18 protein-coding genes are annotated in these 17,526 nt (G+C 69.9%); 15 read left to right on the forward strand and 3 right to left on the reverse strand.

Translation table 11 applies throughout. From position 1 onward, the window contains the following. Window positions 1-41 precede the first annotated feature (41 nt). Complete coding sequence (locus tag N1028_RS13595; RefSeq protein ID WP_259529853.1) at window positions 42-617, forward strand: flavin reductase family protein; 576 nt, start codon at window positions 42-44, stop codon at window positions 615-617. After that, window positions 617-1,192 carry a tRNA (adenosine(37)-N6)-threonylcarbamoyltransferase complex dimerization subunit type 1 TsaB gene (gene tsaB / locus N1028_RS13600; protein ID WP_259529857.1) on the forward strand — a complete coding sequence of 192 codons (576 nt, stop codon included), beginning with the start codon at window positions 617-619 and terminating at the stop codon, window positions 1,190-1,192. Before N1028_RS13595 ends, tsaB begins: the two co-directional genes overlap by 1 nt. Here tsaB and N1028_RS13605 read toward each other — a convergent pair. Beyond that, window positions 1,180-1,929 (reverse strand): IclR family transcriptional regulator, encoded by a 750-nt coding sequence (locus N1028_RS13605; RefSeq protein ID WP_259529859.1) that lies wholly within the window; start codon window positions 1,927-1,929, stop codon window positions 1,180-1,182. The two genes, tsaB and N1028_RS13605, sit on opposite strands and share 13 nt — an antisense overlap. A 118-nt stretch (window positions 1,930-2,047) precedes the next feature. On the opposite strand from N1028_RS13605, the gene N1028_RS13610 reads away from it, so the two are divergent. From N1028_RS13610 to N1028_RS13645, 8 genes are read left to right on the forward strand one after another with little or no spacing between them, the layout of a single operon-like run. Beyond that, complete coding sequence (locus N1028_RS13610) at window positions 2,048-3,586, forward strand: pyruvate carboxylase subunit B (RefSeq protein WP_259529860.1); 1,539 nt, start codon at window positions 2,048-2,050, stop codon at window positions 3,584-3,586. Continuing rightward, window positions 3,576-4,127, forward strand: a complete 552-nt coding sequence (gene accB / locus N1028_RS13615) for an acetyl-CoA carboxylase biotin carboxyl carrier protein (protein ID WP_259529862.1) — start codon at window positions 3,576-3,578, stop codon at window positions 4,125-4,127. The genes N1028_RS13610 and accB overlap by 11 nt, the downstream gene beginning before the upstream one ends. Then, window positions 4,120-5,523 (forward strand): acetyl-CoA carboxylase biotin carboxylase subunit, encoded by a 1,404-nt coding sequence (gene accC, locus N1028_RS13620; RefSeq protein WP_259529864.1) that lies wholly within the window; start codon window positions 4,120-4,122, stop codon window positions 5,521-5,523. Before accB ends, accC begins: the two co-directional genes overlap by 8 nt. 10 nt (window positions 5,524-5,533) lie before the next feature. Further along, complete coding sequence (locus N1028_RS13625) at window positions 5,534-6,202, forward strand: biotin transporter BioY (protein WP_259529866.1); 669 nt, start codon at window positions 5,534-5,536, stop codon at window positions 6,200-6,202. Further along, window positions 6,199-6,963, forward strand: a complete 765-nt coding sequence (locus N1028_RS13630) for a 3-oxoacid CoA-transferase subunit A (protein ID WP_259529868.1) — start codon at window positions 6,199-6,201, stop codon at window positions 6,961-6,963. The genes N1028_RS13625 and N1028_RS13630 overlap by 4 nt, the downstream gene beginning before the upstream one ends. After that, window positions 6,960-7,619 carry a 3-oxoacid CoA-transferase subunit B gene (locus tag N1028_RS13635; RefSeq protein WP_259529869.1) on the forward strand — a complete coding sequence of 220 codons (660 nt, stop codon included), beginning with the start codon at window positions 6,960-6,962 and terminating at the stop codon, window positions 7,617-7,619. Before N1028_RS13630 ends, N1028_RS13635 begins: the two co-directional genes overlap by 4 nt. Further along, a complete protein-coding gene (locus N1028_RS13640; RefSeq protein WP_259529870.1) occupies window positions 7,616-8,785 on the forward strand; it encodes a thiolase family protein in 1,170 nt (389 codons plus the stop codon). Before N1028_RS13635 ends, N1028_RS13640 begins: the two co-directional genes overlap by 4 nt. A gap of 33 nt (window positions 8,786-8,818) precedes the next feature. Continuing rightward, window positions 8,819-9,358 carry a 2,4'-dihydroxyacetophenone dioxygenase family protein gene (locus N1028_RS13645; RefSeq protein WP_259529872.1) on the forward strand — a complete coding sequence of 180 codons (540 nt, stop codon included), beginning with the start codon at window positions 8,819-8,821 and terminating at the stop codon, window positions 9,356-9,358. A gap of 6 nt (window positions 9,359-9,364) precedes the next feature. On the opposite strand, the gene acs is transcribed toward N1028_RS13645, so the two are convergent. After that, a complete protein-coding gene (acs, locus tag N1028_RS13650; protein ID WP_259529874.1) occupies window positions 9,365-11,290 on the reverse strand; it encodes an acetate--CoA ligase in 1,926 nt (641 codons plus the stop codon). Between the two features lie 230 nt (window positions 11,291-11,520). Between acs and N1028_RS13655 the strand changes: the two genes are divergently transcribed. The 3 genes from N1028_RS13655 to N1028_RS13665 all read left to right on the forward strand — a co-directional run bounded on the left by N1028_RS13655 (window position 11,521) and on the right by N1028_RS13665 (window position 14,448). Further along, window positions 11,521-12,198 carry a helix-turn-helix transcriptional regulator gene (locus N1028_RS13655; protein WP_259529876.1) on the forward strand — a complete coding sequence of 226 codons (678 nt, stop codon included), beginning with the start codon at window positions 11,521-11,523 and terminating at the stop codon, window positions 12,196-12,198. A gap of 179 nt (window positions 12,199-12,377) precedes the next feature. Continuing rightward, window positions 12,378-13,352 carry an alpha/beta hydrolase gene (locus N1028_RS13660; protein WP_259529878.1) on the forward strand — a complete coding sequence of 325 codons (975 nt, stop codon included), beginning with the start codon at window positions 12,378-12,380 and terminating at the stop codon, window positions 13,350-13,352. A gap of 73 nt (window positions 13,353-13,425) precedes the next feature. Next, on the forward strand, window positions 13,426-14,448 hold the full coding sequence (locus N1028_RS13665) for a helix-turn-helix domain-containing protein (RefSeq protein ID WP_259529879.1): 1,023 nt from the start codon (window positions 13,426-13,428) through the stop codon (window positions 14,446-14,448). 22 nt (window positions 14,449-14,470) lie between these two features. On the opposite strand, the gene N1028_RS13670 is transcribed toward N1028_RS13665, so the two are convergent. Beyond that, window positions 14,471-15,784 carry an O-acetylhomoserine aminocarboxypropyltransferase/cysteine synthase family protein gene (locus N1028_RS13670; RefSeq protein WP_259529880.1) on the reverse strand — a complete coding sequence of 438 codons (1,314 nt, stop codon included), beginning with the start codon at window positions 15,782-15,784 and terminating at the stop codon, window positions 14,471-14,473. A 138-nt stretch (window positions 15,785-15,922) separates the two neighbouring features. Here N1028_RS13670 and N1028_RS13675 point away from each other — a divergent pair, with 138 nt between their 5' ends. Both N1028_RS13675 and N1028_RS13680 read left to right on the forward strand, forming a co-directional pair. Further along, window positions 15,923-17,134 carry a MalY/PatB family protein gene (locus N1028_RS13675; protein WP_259529881.1) on the forward strand — a complete coding sequence of 404 codons (1,212 nt, stop codon included), beginning with the start codon at window positions 15,923-15,925 and terminating at the stop codon, window positions 17,132-17,134. Between the two features lie 11 nt (window positions 17,135-17,145). Next, the gene (locus N1028_RS13680) at window positions 17,146-17,493 is read left to right on the forward strand and encodes a carboxymuconolactone decarboxylase family protein (RefSeq protein ID WP_259529882.1); all 348 of its coding nucleotides are present in this window, start codon (window positions 17,146-17,148) and stop codon (window positions 17,491-17,493) included. Window positions 17,494-17,526: the final 33 nt, after the last annotated feature.

The raw sequence follows: 17,526 nt of genomic DNA on the forward strand, positions 1-17,526 counted from the left end.
ACCACAGGACCACGCACCACGCGTGCTAAAAGGAGATCATCATGAACAGCAACATCGCGCACGACGACACCGCCGTCTCGATCGCTCCGGATGTCGGTGCCGACGTCCTCGGGCCGGAGGCCTTCAAGGCCGCCTTCCGCAACCACCCCGCCGGGGTCGCCATCGTCACCGCCGACGCGGGCGAGGGCCCGGTGGCCATGACCGTCACCTCGGTGTTCTCGGTCAGCGCCGAGCCGCCCCTGCTGGTGTTCTCGGCGTCGGCGGCCTCGTCGAGCACCCCCACCCTCTGCGCGGCGGAGACGGTCGTCGTGCACATCCCCGGTGCCGATCAGCTCGAGCTCGCGAAACTGGCAGCGACCAGCGGGGTGGACCGCTTCCCGGAGGGCCTCTGGATGCGCCTGCCCACGGGTGAGCCGGTGTACCCGGGGGCGCACGCCTGGATCCGGGGCCGCGTCGTCGACCGCATCGCGGCCGGCTCCTCCACGGTCTTCGTGGTGGAGGCGCTGAGTTCCAGCGCCCCCGGCCCTGGCGCCGATGAAGCCGATGCCCGCGTCGCGCGCCCGCTGGTCTACCACAACCGCACCTGGCACGTGCTCGACGACGGCTCCAAGCTCTGATGCTGCTCGCCATCGACACGTCGCTCGGGGTGAGCGTGGCCGTGGTGGATCGCGACCGTGGCATCCTGGCCGAGCTGGCGGCCGGCCACGACGGCCGGGATCGCTCGACCGCCCTCGAGGAGCTGATCGTGGAGGCCCTCGCGCAGAGCGGGGTGGAGCCCGGCACACTGAGCGGTGTGGCCCTGGGCACCGGTCCGGGGTCGGCCGTGGCGGTCGAGCTGGGCGCGGCGGCGGCCCGGGGTTTCGCTGCTGCCCTCCGAAAGCCGGTCGTGCGGGTGCTGGCCCACGACGCCGTCGCGCTCGATCGCGCCGAACCGGCGATCGTGGTCACGCAGGCGGGAGAAGGGCTCTGGGCCTGGACGCCCTACGGCGAGCCCGATCCCGAACTCGGCCTTCCGGTGCGCCTCGCCGAGCCCGCGTTCGTGGCGGCGGTCGACCAGGTCGACCGCGACGGGTTGTTCGGGTCGGCGCGGTTCGAGACGGCCGCCGTGAGTGCCGGCTCGGTCGGGATGCTCGCCGAGCGCCTGTTCGCCGGGGGGCGGACGTTCGCCAGGCGGGAGCTCTACGTCGTCTGAGCCGACGGGTGGCCGAGCGAGGCGCAGCCGAGGAGCTCGGCCTCGTAGGTCTCCTCGTGCGCCTGGAAGCGATCGCTCGGAGCGGTGAGCGACAGGGCCGCCCGCACCCGGCCGTCGAGCCAGACCGGGGCGCTGATCGACCGCACGCCGAGGCGCAGCTCCTCGCGGTCGTGGGCCACTCCCGTCGCGCGGATGCGGTCGAGCTCCTCGTCGAGCTCGGCGCGGTTCGTGACGGTGTTCGGGGTGAGGGGCGTGTACTCGTAGCCCGAGAGGGCCCAGTCGCGGAGGTCGGCATCGGCGTGCGCGAGCATCACCCTCGCGCCCACCCTGGCGTGGATGTCGTCGGAGTAGCCGACCTCGAGGCCCGCCACGCGCACCGCGTGCTCGCCCTCCACCACCGCGATCACCCGGATGCGGTCACCCCGCCACGCGGTCAGGTAACACGACTCGCCTGTGCGGCGGGCGAGCTCGGAGAGAGCGTGACGCAGTTCGCCCGGCGGGCGCAGCTGCCTCGCCACGCCTTCGCTGATCCGTTCACTGGCGCTGCCCAGCTCGTAGCGGCGCGCTGAGTCCTTGCGGAGCAGCCCCTCCTGTACGAGCGTGCTGAGCAGGTGATGCGCTGTCGGGGTGGTCAACTCGCAGTGCGCCGCGATCGCAGCCGCCTGCACGCCGCCGTTGTCCGCGACGAAGAGCAGGATCCGAGCCGCCCGTTCGACGGACTGGATTGTCGTCACCATGAATCCTCCTGACTCAGACCTTGACACATCGCGCAGACATTCTATTATTTGCGCAGATAGCCGAACCGACTTTCATCATATGCAAGTCAGCGCGATCAACGAAGGAGTTGGGTCAGGGATGACAGGCGAACGCGAATCGATCACCACGGTCATGGCGAACGGGGGGCGACCCCCGGGCAGCCGCCGTGAGATCAAGATCATCGACACCACGCTGCGCGACGCGCACCAGAGCCTCTGGGCCACCCGGATGCGCACCGAGCACATCGTGCAGATGGTTCCCGACTTCGACAAGGTCGGCTTCGAGCAGGTCGACCTCGTCGCCCCGATCCAGTTCGACGTGGCCGTGCGCTACCTCAAGGAGGATCCGTGGGAGCGGGTGCGGCTCGCCCACCAGCACGCCCCGAACTCCACCTTCCGGGCCCTCATCCGCTCGAAGAACATCGCGGCCTTCGACTTCCTCGCCGACGACGTGATCGAGGCCTGGGTGGAGAGCCTCTACAAGAACGGGTTCCGCATCATCGGCTCGTTCGACGGGCTCAACGACGTCGACAACATCGCTCCCGGCCTCATCCGCGCCAAGGAGCTCGGCGCCTCGACCTTCGGCGCCGTCTCGTTCTGCGAGAGCCCGGTGCACACCGACGAGCTCTTCGTGGCGAAGGCGATCGAACTGATCGAGAAGGCCGACGTCGACGCCATCATGCTGAAGGACGCGGGCGGCCTGCTGACCCCGGATCGCATCCGCACCCTCGTGCCCGCGCTCAAGAGCGTGATCGGCGACCGGCCGCTCGAGATCCACAGCCACTGCCTCACCGGGCTCGCCCCGCTGGTCTACCTCGAGGCCGTCGAGCTCGGCGCCGACGCCCTGCACACCTCGATCGCCCCGATGGCGAACGGCGCCGCCCAGCCCTCCACGCAGGACATCGTGAGCGACCTGCGCGCGCTCGGCTACGTCGTGAACGTCGACGACGAGCGGATCGAGACCATCAGCCGCCAGCTCATCGACATCGCCGAGGCGGAGGGCAAGCCCGTGGGCCACCCGGTGGCCTACAACGGTCTGCACTTCATGCACCAGCTGCCCGGCGGCATGCTCTCGAACTTCCACTCCCAGCTCGCGACCGCCGGCCTCTCGCACCGATTCACCGAGCTCCTCTACGAGGTCGCCCGGGTGCGCGAGGAGCTCGCCTTCCCGATCATGATCACGCCCTTCGCCCAGTTCGTGGGCACCCAGGCCGTGATGAACGTCATCTCGGGCGAGCGCTACAAGCTCGTGCCGAACGAGATCAAGAAGTACGCCCTCGGCTACTACGGTGAACTGCTCGGCCCCATCGATCCGGAGGTGCTCGAGAAGATCATCGCGAACGGATCCTCCACGATCGATCTCGTGCCGGCCCCGATCGAGCCCATGCTGCCGGATCTCCGGCGCCGCTTCCCCGACGAGGGGATCGACCTGCTGCTGCTGCGCGCCATGTTCGCGGGCACCCAGGTCGACGAGATGATCCGCACGGTCAAGGCCGGCGGCAACCCCGACGAGGTCTACGGCCCCATCCTCGGTCTCGTCAAATCGCTCTACGAGAAGAGCTCGGCCGGCCGGCAGTCGCTGACCGTCGGCGAACTGCACATCAGCATCACAAAAGGAGACAGTGAACATGCCGCTTGACCAGCCCGACATCAAAGAACTCCGAGCCCTCGTCGACTGGGTCAACCTCACCGACGACGTGCGCGAACTCTCGATCAAGTTCGGCGACGTCGAGCTGTTCGTGTCGCGCGACAGGCAGGCTCCGACCGCTGCGGCGCCTGCTCCGGCTCCGGCCGTTGCGGCGCCTCCCGCGCCGGCTCCCGCCCCCGCTGCTGCACCGGCGCCCGCTGCGGTCGCCGCCGCAGCTCCGGCTGCCCCCGCTGCACCTCCGGCAGCCGCCGCTCCCGCCGCCGCCGCCTCTGGTGGCCTCGGCGCCGACGAGGTCGCCGTCAAGGCGCCCATGGTGGGCACCTACTACTCCTCCCCGAAGCCGGGGGCACCGTCGTTCGTCTCGGTGGGAGACACCGTCACCAAGGGCACGGTGCTCGCGATCGTCGAGGTGATGAAGCTCATGAACAACATCGAGGCCGAGGTCGACGGCACCGTCACGCAGATCCTGGTCGAGAACGAGCAGGCCGTCGAGTACGGCCAGCCGCTGCTGGTGATCAAGCGCCATGGCTGAGCCCGTCACGTCACCGGCCACCTCCGGAAGCGGGAGCATCCGGAGTGTGCTCATCGCCAACCGCGGCGAGATCGCGCTCCGCATCATCCGCGCCTGCAAGGAGCTCGGCATCAAGAGCGTGCTCGCGTACTCCGAAGCGGATGCGGACTCGCTCCCGGTCAAGCTCGCCGACCAGGCCGTGTGCATCGGCCCCGCGCGCGTCAACTCGAGCTACCGCAATGCCCACGCCGTCGTGGGGGCGGCCCTCGCCTACCGCGTCGACGCCATCCACCCCGGCTACGGCTTCCTCAGTGAGAACGCCGACTTCGCCGCGATGTGCGAGCAGGAGGGCGTGACCTTCGTCGGCCCCGCCTCCGACGTCATCTCCCGGATGGGCGACAAGATCGAGGCCAAGATCATCGCCCGCCGCGCCGGCGTGCCCACCGTGCCCGGATCGGTCGGAGCCATCTCGGAGTACGCCGAGGCGCTCGCCGTGGCGAGCGACGTGGGCTACCCGCTGCTGATCAAGGCGGCGGCCGGCGGCGGCGGTCGCGGCATGCGCGTGGTGCAGGCGGCCGAGACCCTCGAGAAGGACCTGCAGGAGATCATGTCCGAGGCCGAGGTGGCTTTCGGCGATCCGTCGGTCTACATCGAGCGCTACCTCACCGACATCCGGCACATCGAGATCCAGGTGGTCTCCGACGGCGAGACCGTGCTGCACCTCGGCGAGCGGGACTGCACCGCCCAGCGGCGCAACCAGAAGCTCGTGGAGGAGTCGCCCTCGCCGGTGCTCGACGCCGAGCTGCGGCAGGGCCTCGCCGGCGCCGCGGTCGCGCTGTGCCGGGAGGTCGGCTACACGAACGCCGGCACGGTGGAGTTCGTGTTCGACAACATCGAACGCACCTACTACTTCATCGAGATGAACACGCGCATCCAGGTCGAGCACCCGGTGTCCGAGATGGTGAGCGGCATCGACCTCATCAAGCTGCAGCTGCAGATCGCCGGAGGCGTGCCGCTCGAGCTCCGCCAGGACGACGTCGTCATCCGCGGCCACGCCATAGAGTGCCGCATCAACGCGGAGGACCCGGACCGCGACTTCGCGCCGAACCCCGGCACGATCGCACGGTTCCGCGCCCCCGGCGGCTTCGGGGTGCGACTCGACACCCACATCGAGACGGGCTACGTCATCCCGCCGTTCTACGACTCGATGGTGGGCAAGCTCATCTGCTGGGGCCAGAACCGCGATGAGGCCATCGCCCGCACCCTGCGCGCCCTCGAGGAGCTCGAGGTCGAGGGCATCGTGACCACGGCTCCGCTCCACGCCCGGATCGTCTCGTCAGAGCGATTCCGCAGCGGCGACTTCAACACCGCGTTCGTCGCCGAACTCCTCGCCACCACTTCGAACCCCACGACCTAAGGAGACTTCCGTGTCCCTCTCAGCAGCCTCCGGGCGACTCGTCCTCGCCGACCTCGTCGCCCGCCCGTCCACCCGTGCCCGTGCCCTCGCGGTCGACACCACCCTCGTGCTCGCCGGCGTCGCCGTGGTCGCCCTCCTCGCGAAGGTCTCGTTCTTCATCGGCCCGATCCCCATCACGGGCCAGACCCTCGGCGTCATCGCCGTCGGCGCCGCCCTCGGCTCCCGGCGCGGAGCAGCCGCGCTGACGACCTACCTCCTGGCAGGCCTCGCCGGCCTCCCCGTGTTCGCCGGCGCCGTGGCGGGCCCGGCCTACGTGCTCGTGCCGTCGTTCGGCTTCGTGCTCGGGTTCATCCCGGCCGCGTTCGTGGCCGGCTGGTTCGCCGAGCGCGCCTGGGACCGCAAGCCCGTGCTGGCCTTCCTCGGCTTCGTCGCCGCCTCCGTCATCCCGTTCCTCGTGGGCGTGCCCTACATGGCGCTCATCCTCTCGGCCGTGCTCGGCCAGCCGGTGACCGCCGCGGGTGTGCTCGAGGCCGGCGTCTGGCCGTTCATCGTGCCCGGCCTCATCAAGGCCGCGGCTGCGGCCCTCATCATCCCCGGGGCGTGGCTCCTCGTGCGCGGCGCCGACAAGACCGTGGGCCGTTCGGCCGATCGTTCTGCTCGCCGGGCGTCGCGGCGATGATCGACAAGACGGTCGCGGGCACCGCAGAGGCCGTGGCCGGCATCGCCGACGGCTCGACGGTGATGATCGGCGGATTCGGCCGGGCGGGCCAGCCGGTCGAGCTCATCGACGCCCTCATCGAGCAGGGCGCGGGCGACCTCACCATCGTGAGCAACAACGCCGGCAACGGCGACACCGGCATCGCGGCCCTGCTGGCGGAAGGACGGGTGCGCAAGGTGATCTGCTCGTTCCCCCGCCAGCACGACTCCTGGGTGTTCGATCGGCTCTACCGGGCGGGCGAGCTCGAGCTCGAGCTCGTTCCTCAGGGCAACCTGGCGGAGCGCATCCGGGCGGCCGGTGCAGGCATCGGTGCGTTCTACAGCCCCACCGGCGTGGGCACCCTGCTCGCGGAGGGCAAGGAGGAGCGCACCATCGACGGTCGGCGCTACCTGCTCGAGCATCCGATCCGGGCCGACGTGGCCCTCGTGGCCGCGTATCGCGGCGACCGCTGGGGCAACCTCGTCTACCGGGAGACGGCACGCAACTTCGGGCCGATCATGTCGGCCGCGGCCACCACCACGGTGGTGCAGGTCGATGAACTGGTGGAGCTCGGCGCCCTGGATCCGGAGAGCGTCGCGACGCCCGGCATCCACGTCGACCGCGTGGTGGCCGTCGGCTACCGGCCGTGGATCGACGAGGGCCGGTTCGTGGGAGGCGTCGACGTGAACGGGTCGCCGCTCGAGCAGAGCCCCGAGTCGTCGGTGGCGGGAGCAGCGCGATGACCGGACTCTCGCGCGACGAGCTCGCCCGGCGCATCGCCGCCGACATCCCCGAGGGCGCCTACGTGAACCTCGGCATCGGGGCCCCGACCCTCGTGGCCAACCACCTGCCCCAGGATCTCGAGATCATCCTGCACACCGAGAACGGCCTGCTCGGCATGGGGCCGGCCCCCGAGCCCGGGCGGGTCGACCCCGACCTCATCAACGCGGGCAAGCAGCCCGTGACGGCGCTCCCCGGCGCCGCGTACTTCCACCACGCCGACTCGTTCGGCATGATGCGCGGCGGCCACCTCGACATCTGCGTGCTCGGCGCGTTCCAGGTGAGCGAGCAGGGCGACCTCGCCAACTGGTCGACGGGCGAGCCCGGAGCGATCCCCGCGGTGGGTGGAGCGATGGACCTCGCGATCGGCGCGAAGCAGGTCTTCGTCATGACCGATCTGCTGACCAGGGACGGCGCGTCGAAGATCGTCGCCGAGTGCACCTATCCGTTGACCGGGGTCGCGTGCGTCTCCCGGATCTACACCGGCGACGCCGTGTTCGACGTGACCGGCGAGGGCCTCCGGGTGCGCGAGGTGTTCGGCGAGCACACGGTCGCCTCGCTCGAGAAGCTGACCGGGTTGACGCTGCAGGCACCTGCAGAGCAAGGAGGATCGCGATGACCGTGAGCGTCGTGCACGACGCCGTGCGCACACCGTTCGGCCGGGCCGGAGGCGCCCTCTCGGGCGTGCGTCCCGACGATCTCGCGGCCGTGGTGATGGCCTCGATCGTGGAGCGTTCGGGGCTGGACCCTGCCCGCATCGACGACGTGATCTTCGGCGACGCCAACCAGGCCGGTGAGGACAACCGCAACGTGGCGCGCTTCGGTGCGCTGCTCGCAGGATTCCCCACGAGCGTGACGGGCACCACGGTCAACCGGCTCTGCGCCTCGTCGCTCGAGGCCGTCATCCAGGGTTCGCGCGCCATCGAGGCGGGCGACGCGCAGGTGGTGCTCGCCGGCGGGGTCGAGTCGATGAGCCGGGCCCCCTACGTGGTCGAGAAGTCGCCGAAGCCCTGGCCTGCGAGCGGCAACCCCACGCTCTGGAACACGTCGATCGGGTGGCGGATGACGAATCCGGCACTCCCCACCGAGTGGACGGTCAGCAACGGCGAGGCCGCCGAGCGCATCGCGCGCGCCTGGCACATCTCGCGCGAGCAGCAGGATGAGTTCGCCCTGCGGTCGCACCGCCTTGCGGCCGAGGCCTGGGCCTCGGGCCTGCTCGACGGCGAGATCGTGCAGGTCGCAGGGTCGCCGCTCGAGCGCGACGAGGGCATCCGCGAGGGCACCACCCTGGAGCGGCTCGCGGCGCTGAAGCCCCTGTTCGCCGCCGACGGATCGGTGACCGCCGGCAACTCGTCGTCGATCAACGACGGGGCATCCGCCGTGCTCATCGCCGCCGAGGGAGTGCTCGAGGGCGAGCCGCTCGCGCGCATCACCGGCCGCGCCGCGCACGGGGTCGATCCGCAGGACTTTCCGATCGCCCCCGTCGAGGCGGCGAACAAGGCGCTCGCGCGGGCGGGCCGCAGCTGGGCCGACGTCGATGTCGTGGAGCTCAACGAGGCGTTCGCCTCGCAGTCGCTCGCGTGCCTCGCAGGCTGGCCCGACCTCGATCCGGAGAAGCTCAACGCCCACGGCGGTGCGCTCGCCATCGGGCATCCGCTCGGCGCATCGGGCGGCCGGGTGATCGGTCGCGCGGCGCACGAGCTGGCGCGGCGCGGAGGCGGGGTCGCTGTCGTGGCGGTCTGCATCGGTGTGGGCCAGGGCCTCGCCGTGGTGCTCGAGCGCTGACCGGGATCCGACCCCTATAAGAGAGGAACGACGATGAACAATGCTGCAGAAGCCACCCCCGACGAGGCCGCGATCCCGTATCGGGGTGAGCAGCCCTTCGGCATGGTCGACGACCTCGTGGTGCCCGGTGCCCTCTCGCTCGACGACGACGAGCGGTTCTGGGTGCCCCAGTCGAAGGACGTCTCGTTCAAGCCGCTCGTGCTCTCGGTGAGCCAGGGCTACTTCGTGAACGTGCTCCGGGTGCGCAAGAACGGCATCCTGTCGCGGCACCGGCACGCGGGGCCCGTGCACGCCACCGTGCTGCGCGGTCGCTGGCACTACCTCGAGCACAGCTGGTGGGCGGAGGAGGGCTCCTACGCGTTCGAGCCGCCGGGAGACATCCACACCCTCGAGATCCCGGACGACGTGGAGGAGATGGCGACGCTGTTCCACGTCACGGGCGCCTACATCTACGTCGACCCCGACGGGAACCCGACGGGTGTGGAGGACGTCTTCACGAAGATCGAGAACGCGCGCGCCCACTACGAGCGCGTGGGGCTCGGGGCGTCGTACGTGGAGCAGTTCATCCGGTGACGGCGATCAGGATCCCTGCCGCGCCTGGTCCGTGATCGCGCTCATCACCACCGTGTCGGCGAGGGTGGTGGTGTCGCCGATGTCGCGGCCCTCGGCCACGTCGCGGAGGAGTCGGCGCATGATCTTGCCCGAGCGCGTCTTCGGGAGCTCGGTGACGATGAACACCTCGCGTGGCCGGGCGATCGCGCCGATCTGCTGGGCGACGTGGGCCCGCAGCAGGCTCGCCGCGTCATCGGCCGCGGCGGCCTCCGCGTGGCTCGCCCGGGGGATGACGAAGGCGACGACCGCCTGGCCGGTGGTCTCGTCGGTGGCGCCGACGACGGCTGCTTCGGCGACCATGGGATGCGACACGAGAGCGCTCTCGATCTCGGCGGTGGAGAGGCGGTGTCCCGAGACGTTCATGACGTCGTCGACGCGGCCGAGGAGCCAGATGTCGCCGTCGTCGTCGTAGCGGGCGCCGTCGCCGGCGAAGTAGGTGGTGGGGCCGAACGTCGACCAGTAGGTCTCGACAAAGCGGTCGGGATCGCCCCAGATGCCGCGGAGCATGCTCGGCCACGGCTGCGTGATGACGAGAAGACCGCTCTCACTGGCCTTGGTCGTGCGGAAGCGGTCGTCGACGACATCGACGGCGACGCCGGGGATGGGCACCTGGGCGCTGCCGGGCTTGAGGGTGGTGAGGCCGGGGAGGGCCGAGATCATGATGGCGCCGGTCTCGGTCTGCCACCAGGTGTCCACCACGGGCGTGAGGCCCGCTCCGATGACGTCGCGGTACCAGAGCCAGGCCTCCGGGTTGATCGGTTCGCCGACCGATCCGAGCAGCCGGAGCGAGCTCAGGTCGAATCCGGCGGGGATGTGGCGGCCGAGCTTCATGAAGGTGCGGATGGCGGTGGGCGCGGTGTAGAGGATCGACACCTTGTGCTTCTCGACGATCTCCCACCAGCGGCCCGGATGCGGGGTGTCGGGGGTGCCCTCGTAGATGACCTGGGTGGCGCCGTTGGCGAGGGGCCCGTACACGACGTAGGAGTGGCCTGTGATCCAGCCGACGTCGGCGGTGGACCAGTAGACGTCGGTTTCGGGGTGGAGGTCGAAGACGTTCTTGTGGGTGAACGCGACCTGGGTGAGGTAACCGCCCGAGGTGTGGAGGATGCCCTTGGGCTTCCCCGTCGTGCCGGAGGTATAGAGGATGAAGAGCGGGTTCTCGGCGGGGAAGGGTTTCGCCATGTGCTCGGCGTCGACCTGGGCGATCTCCTCGTGCCACCAGAGGTCACGGCCGCTCACCCACCCGTCGGGCTCGGCTGCGCCTTCGTCGCCGGCGCCGGTGCGTGCGACGACGAGGACGTGCTCGACACTCGTCTCGCCCTCGACGGCGGCGTCGACGGTGGGCTTCAGGGGGAGGAAGCGCCCCTTGCGGTAGCCGCCGTCGGCGGTGATGACGAGTCTCGCATCCGCGTCGTCGATCCGCGCACGCAGGCTGTCGGCGCTGAAGCCGCCGAACACCACCGAGTGGATGGCGCCGAGGCGGGCGACCGCGAGCATGGAGATGACGGCCTCGGGGATCATGGGGAGGTAGATCGCGACCCGGTCCCCCTGGCCTACACCGAGAGCGGTGAGGAGGTTCGCGGCCTTCTTCACCTCCGCCGTGAGCTCGGCGTAGGTGAAGCTCCGGCTGTCGCCGGGCTCGCCCTCCCAGTGCAGCGCGACACGATCTCCGTTGCCGGCGTCGACGTGGCGGTCGAGGCAGTTGTAGGCGACGTTCAGCTCGCCGTCGTCGAACCAGCGGGCGAACGGCGGATCCGACCAGTCCAGAACCCGGTCGTCGCTGAACGGTCTGTGCCAGTGCAGCAGGTCACGAGCCTGCGCGGCCCAGAATCCCACGCGGTCGTCTGTCGCCTGCTGCAGATCGTCGATGTTCGGGGTTGAGGGCGTCACCATTGACCTCCATGTCGAGAGTGTTCGAGCGACTCGCGTTGCCTGACCGAATCGGTCCAGCTAGTGTGACCACATCGAGGTGGACCCACTAGGTTCCAAAGGCGGTATCCATGCACCCCCTCACGTTGCGACCCGACGACACCGAACTGGTGAGACAGGGGGCCAGGTCTGCGCGACGGACAGCCGGCGCATCGGTCGTGTTCGGAGGTCTCCGCAAAGACGACGGCGTCCGGGTGACGGTCACGGTCGGCGCTCGCACGAAAGAGCTGGAGAGCATCGTCGTTCGCCGCTCTCTCGGTCTGGGCGGAGCCGCCTGGGACGCCCAGAAGCCCCTCGGGGTCGCCGACTACCGGTCCGCTGACACCATCTCGCACGATTTCGATGCCCAGATCCTCGGAGAAGACATCGCGCGGCTCACCGTCGCACCCATCATCGTCGACCGCCGGCTCAGAGGTCTGCTCTACGCAGGTGAACGGGATCCGGCTCGAAGCCTCCACAGCGAGCCCCTCATCGCCATCGCGAAGGACATCGCCGAGGAACTGCGCATCAGAGACATCGTCGACGAACGCCTGAAGGTTCGGCACAATGCGACCGCACGGCGGGAGCCGCCGGAAGAGCTCTGGCAGAGCCTCTCCAGAATCGCAGACACCACAAGCGATGAAGGGGCAGCCCGTGAGCTGAGAACTCTGTTCCACGCGCATCTGCATTCCGGTGAGAACGGCCTGCTCACCTCCAGGCAGCGCGACGTGCTGGACCTCGTGGCCCTGGGCCTGACGAACGACGACATCGGCGCGAGACTCGGGCTGTCCCCGCTCACCGTCAAGAGCTATCTGCGCACCGTCATGGCGAACCTCGGGGTGGGAAACCGCCTCCAGGCCGTTCTGGAGGCGCGCAGACGAGGGGCCCTGTGACGCGCGATGGTGCCGCATCGCCGCGCCCGGGGATTCCGAGTCGCAGCCGAACGACCGGACCGCCGGATGGCGGTCGTCGGCACCCAACCGTGGACAGGTGGCGGTAGCGACCGGCCTCGACGACGCGACAGGATCGGTGGAGGGCCACGACGAGGTGGCCGCGACCAATGGAGGTCTCGATGAGCACAACCGTCCACTCCGCTCCACCGTTCGATGTCGAACTGGGAGCGGTTCTCGCCGCGATCGGCGAGAACCTCCCTCCGACCATCACGCCGGACCTGATCGGCCCGCTGCGCCAGGGAGGCCTCGGCGCCCCGCCGATCTCCGACCTCATCGGAGACCGCCCGATCGAGCACGTCGAGCGCACCGTCGCCGGGCCCGACGGCGCCCCCGACATCACCCTCTCCATCTTCCGTCGTACCGACCACGCGGGGGGCGGCCCTGGCATCTACCACACCCACGGTGGTGGCATGATCATCGGCGACCGCTTCACCGGTGCCGACGAGTTCCTGTCCTGGGTGCTCGAGTTCGATGCAGTCGTCGTCTCGGTCGAATACCGATTGGCGCCGGAGAACCCCGATCCGGCGCCCGTCGACGACTGCTATGCCGGACTCGTGTGGTTCGCCGAGCACGCCGACGAGCTCGGGGTCGACCCCGACCGCATCGTCATCGGCGGCGCGAGCGCCGGCGGTGGTCTCGCGGCAGGCACGGCCCTCAAGGCGCGCGACCTCGGGGGCCCCGCCATCGCCGGGCAGCTGCTGATCTATCCCATGATCGACGACCGCAACGAGACGGTCTCGAGCCACCAGATCGATGGAGTGGGCGTGTGGGATCGCGGGAGCAACGACACCGGCTGGAACGCTCTCCTCGGCGACCGTCGCGGCACCGATGACGTCTCGATCTACGCCGCACCGGCGCGTGCGAAGGATCTGACCGGTCTGCCGCCGGCGTTCATCGATGTCGCGTCCGCGGAGGTCTTCCGCGACGAAGACGTCGCCTACGCCACGAGGATCTGGGAACAGGGTGGAATCGCCGAGCTGCACGTGTGGCCGGGTGGCTTCCACGGCTTCGACGCCATGTCACCTCAGGCGACCCTGTCGCTGCAGGCGCGGGCGGCCCGTGTGGCGTGGCTGCACCGACTCCTGGGCGCCTGAGCCGCCATCATCGATGCCCCACCCGGCACAGGGCTAGGGTGGGGCACCAGACCTCTATCAATGGGCGGTCAGGATGCAGGAACTGGTGGGGCGCCTCACGGCCCTCGATGCCGAAGCGACGGAGACGCTCAAGGTCATCGCCTATTTCGACGCCCTCGTCGACGGTCACGCGAGCCTCCACGTCCTCGTGCGGGGTGCAGCGATCCTGAGCGGATGCGCGACCGGCTTCGTCGCCGACGACCGCTCCTTGCGTGTCGACGCCGCGGGCATGCGATCCACGGGCTCCGTCGACGTGTCCGACCTGCGCTCGAGTTGGCCCTCGCACGGCTTCGGCGATGCCGGCCTCGCCTGGATCGAGCGCGACGGACCCGCCCACGCCAACGACGGCATGATCCTCGAGCGCCTCGCCATCGCACTCGACATCGCCGTGGAGCGCACCTCACCCGCCGCGGCTTCGCGCCGAGCCCTCAGCACGCTCGTCGACCCCGACTCCTCCGCCGACACCCGCCTCGAGGCCGCAGGGCGACTCCACCTCGACACGACGGGATCGACCCGCTATCGGGTGATAGCTACTCCCGCTTCGGCTGCGGCGACCGGCCCGAGCATCGTCATCGGTTCCCCTGCGGGCCACGTGCGGGTCTTCGTTCGAGAGGTCTCCAGCGAACCGGGTTCCTACGAGCGCGCAGGGATCGGCATCGCGACGGCATCAGACGGGCTGGACCGCTCGAGCGCGTCTGCTCTCACCGCGCTGCGGCTCACGTCGCGGTACGAGCTGGTCGTCCACGCCGACCAGTTGGGGGCGGCGCGGGTGTTCGTCGAGACGGTCGACGACCACGCGCTGGAGGCGCCGGATGTCCAAGCCCTCGCGGAGCTCATCCGCTCCCAGCCACGAGCGGAGCACCTGCTCCATGCCATCACGGGCACGGACAGTCTTCGAGCCGTGGCTCTGGAACTCGGACTGCACCACTCGACGGTGCAGGCGAGAGTCGCCGCCCTGGGGGAGACGTTGGGTTTCGACATCCGGTCACCCCGCGGGCGCACGCGGCTCTCCCTGGCGCTCCTGCTGCACCGATTCTCCGCCGCCCGCTTCGACTGAGAATGGGAACACCGGCCGTCGTCTACGAGCCCGGCGCGGGACCAGCGACGGAATCGAGTGCGCGGAGCAGGTCGGTGACGATGTCCCGCGGGCTCTCCAGACCGATCGAGAGACGCACGAGTCCCGGTGTGATGCCGATGGCCAGCCGCTCCTCCTCGGTGAGCTTGGAGTGGATGGTGCTGCCGGTGTGGATGGCGAGGGTTCGCACATCGCCGATGTGGGTCATCCTGCTCACCAGGGTCAGGGCGTCGAAGAAGGTGCGCGCGGCATCACGCCCGCCGGCGAGCTCGATCGCGAGCACCGAGCCGGCACCGCGCGGCAGGTACTTCTGGGCGAGGGCGTGGTGCGGATCGCTCGGGAGGCCCGGGTAGAGCACGCGGGACAGAGCCGGATGGCCCTCGAGCGCCTCCGCCACGGCCTGGGCGTTCTCGACGTGCCGCTCCATGCGGAGCGACAGGGTCTCGAGCCCGTGCAGGAGGAGGAAGGTGCTGGTGGGCGGCACGGTCGGGCCGTACTCGAGCACCACCACCGAGCGCAGGTACGCGAGGTAGGCGGAGTCGCCGAAGCGCTCGACGAACGATCCGACGCCCGGTCGCGGCGGAGTCGTCAGCTGCGGGAAGCGCTCGGCCTGCGCACTCCAGTCGAAGCGGCCGCTGTCGATGACGGCTCCGCCGATCACGGCTCCGTGCCCTGCGAGCCACTTCGACGTCGAGTGGATGACGATGTGGGCGCCCCACTCGAACGGCCGGTTCAGATAGGGGGTCGCGACCGTGTTGTCGACCACGAGGGGCACACCGGCGCGCTCGGCCACGCGGCCGAGGCGCTCGAGGTCGACGACGTCGCCGAGCGGATTGGGGATGGTCTCGGTGTAGATCGCCTTCGTGCGCGAGGTGACGGCTGCGAGCCACTCCTCTTCGGGGGCGTCGGCAGGCAGTGCGGTGAACTCGAGCCCCTGGCGCTTGAGCGCTCCACGGAACATCTCGCGAGTGCCCTCGTACAGGCTGTCCGTGGTCAGGATGTGGTCGCCGGCGGAGGCGAGCGCGAACAGGGCGGCCGCGATGGCCGCCTGGCCGCTCGCGACCAGCACCGCATCCACCCCGCCCTCGAGGTTCGCCAGCCGCCGCGTCGCGACCGCGTTGGTGGGGTTGTCGTTGCGGGAGTACGCCCGGCCCCCGCGGCCGGCGAAGCGTGCCTCGCCGTCGTCGAAGCTGTCGAAGACGTAGCCGGCCGACTGGTAGATGGGGGTGATCCGCGCGTTCGCCTCGGCATCGATGATCGCGCCGGCGTGGATCTGACGGGTCTCGAAGGCGAGATCGTCGGGGGCGTCGGGGGTCATGGCTCTCCGTTCTTGTGGTCTTCCGGTTCTACCCTGCTGAGGTGCCGATGCGGGCATTCGAGACTCGCGCGGAACGCGCCGCGGTAATACAGCGACACTTTGGCAGATGTCGCTCGCCGATCGCGCATGCTGGGTGAGATGTCCGAGCACCCCTACGACGCGATCCCGGCGGCACAGCTGGACGTGCCGAGCAGTCGCAAGTGGAGCCTGCACCCGGGCACGATCGGTGCGTGGGTGGCCGAGATGGACTTCGGCACCGCTCCCGCGGTCACCAGAGCCCTGCACGAAGCCGTCGATGCGGGTGTGCTCGGCTATCTCTCTCCGAGCACCGCGCACGAGCTCGCCGAGGCCACGGTCGAGTGGCTCGCCGACGAGTACGACTGGGTCGTCGACGCGCATCGCGTGCATCCGGTCTCCGACGTCATGGCGGCACTCGGAGTGGCCGTGACCGAGTATTCGCCTCCCGGATCGGCCGTGATCGTGCCGACGCCCGCCTACATGCCGTTCCTCACCTACCCCCCGACGCTGGGTCGCCCGGTCGTCGAGGTGCCGGGCATCGTGGAGAACGGCCGCTGGCGGCACGACCTCGACGCCATCGACCGGGCGTTCCGTGCCGGAGCGGGCACCCTGGTGCTGTGCAACCCGCAGAATCCCACCGGAACCGTGCTCGATCGCTCCGAGCTGCTCGCGATCGCCGAGGTGGTCGAGCGGCACGATGGGCGGGTGTTCGCCGATGAGATCCACGCACCCCTGCGTTTCGAGGGCCGTCGGCACATCCCGTACGCCTCGCTCTCGGCAGCCACCGCAGCACACACCATCACGGGCACGAGTGCATCGAAGGCCTGGAACATCGCCGGGCTGAAGGCCGCGCAGCTCATCACCTCCAACGACTCCGACGAGGCGGTCTACCGCTCATTCGGCTTCGCCGTGCAGCACGGGGCATCGACGCTCGGGGTCGTGGCGAGCACCGCGGCCTACCGGCACGGGCGTGCCTGGCTGCAGGATGTGCGGGAGTATCTCGACGGCAACCGCCGATTGCTCGGAGACCTGCTGGCCGAGCATCTGCCCGAGGTGGCGTACGACCTCCCCGACGCGACCTACCTGGCCTGGCTCGACCTGCGGCCGCTCGGAATCGACGGGTCGCCCGCGACGTTCCTGCGCGAGCGCGCCGGGGTGGTCGTCACCGACGGGGCGCTCTGCGGCACGGGCTACGCCGGCCACGTGCGTCTCGTCTTCGCCATGCCCCGGCCGCTGCTGCGGGAAGCGGTCGAGCGCATCGCGGGGGCCGTGGCCGACGCCGCAGCACCATCCCGGATCCGCGCGAACACCATCCCCGCGATCACCCTGTGAAAGGAACCACCATGACCGACAACGCCTACTTCGACCGCGCAGAGGACAAGAAGTACACCTCCGTCTACAAGAAGGAGACGCCCGACATCCTCGCCGCGTTCGCCGCGTTCGACAACGCCGTGTTCCAGCCCGAGGGTCGAGCCATTCCGCTGAAGTACCGCGAGCTGATCGCGCTCGCCGTGGGCATCACCACCCAGTGCGTGTACTGCATCGATGCACACAGCCAGAATGCCGTCAAGGCGGGGGCCGACGAGGCCGAGCTCGCCGAGGCCGCCTGGGTGGCGACCGCGATCCGCGCCGGAGGCGGCTACGCCCACGGGCGGCTGGGTTTCAAGCTCTCCGGCGCCCACGAGCACTGACGCCATCCCCTTCTGACGAACCCGCCGAGGAGT

Origin of the sequence: Herbiconiux oxytropis (genome assembly GCF_024979315.1) — a bacterium.
Taxonomy (GTDB): domain Bacteria; phylum Actinomycetota; class Actinomycetes; order Actinomycetales; family Microbacteriaceae; genus Herbiconiux; species Herbiconiux oxytropis.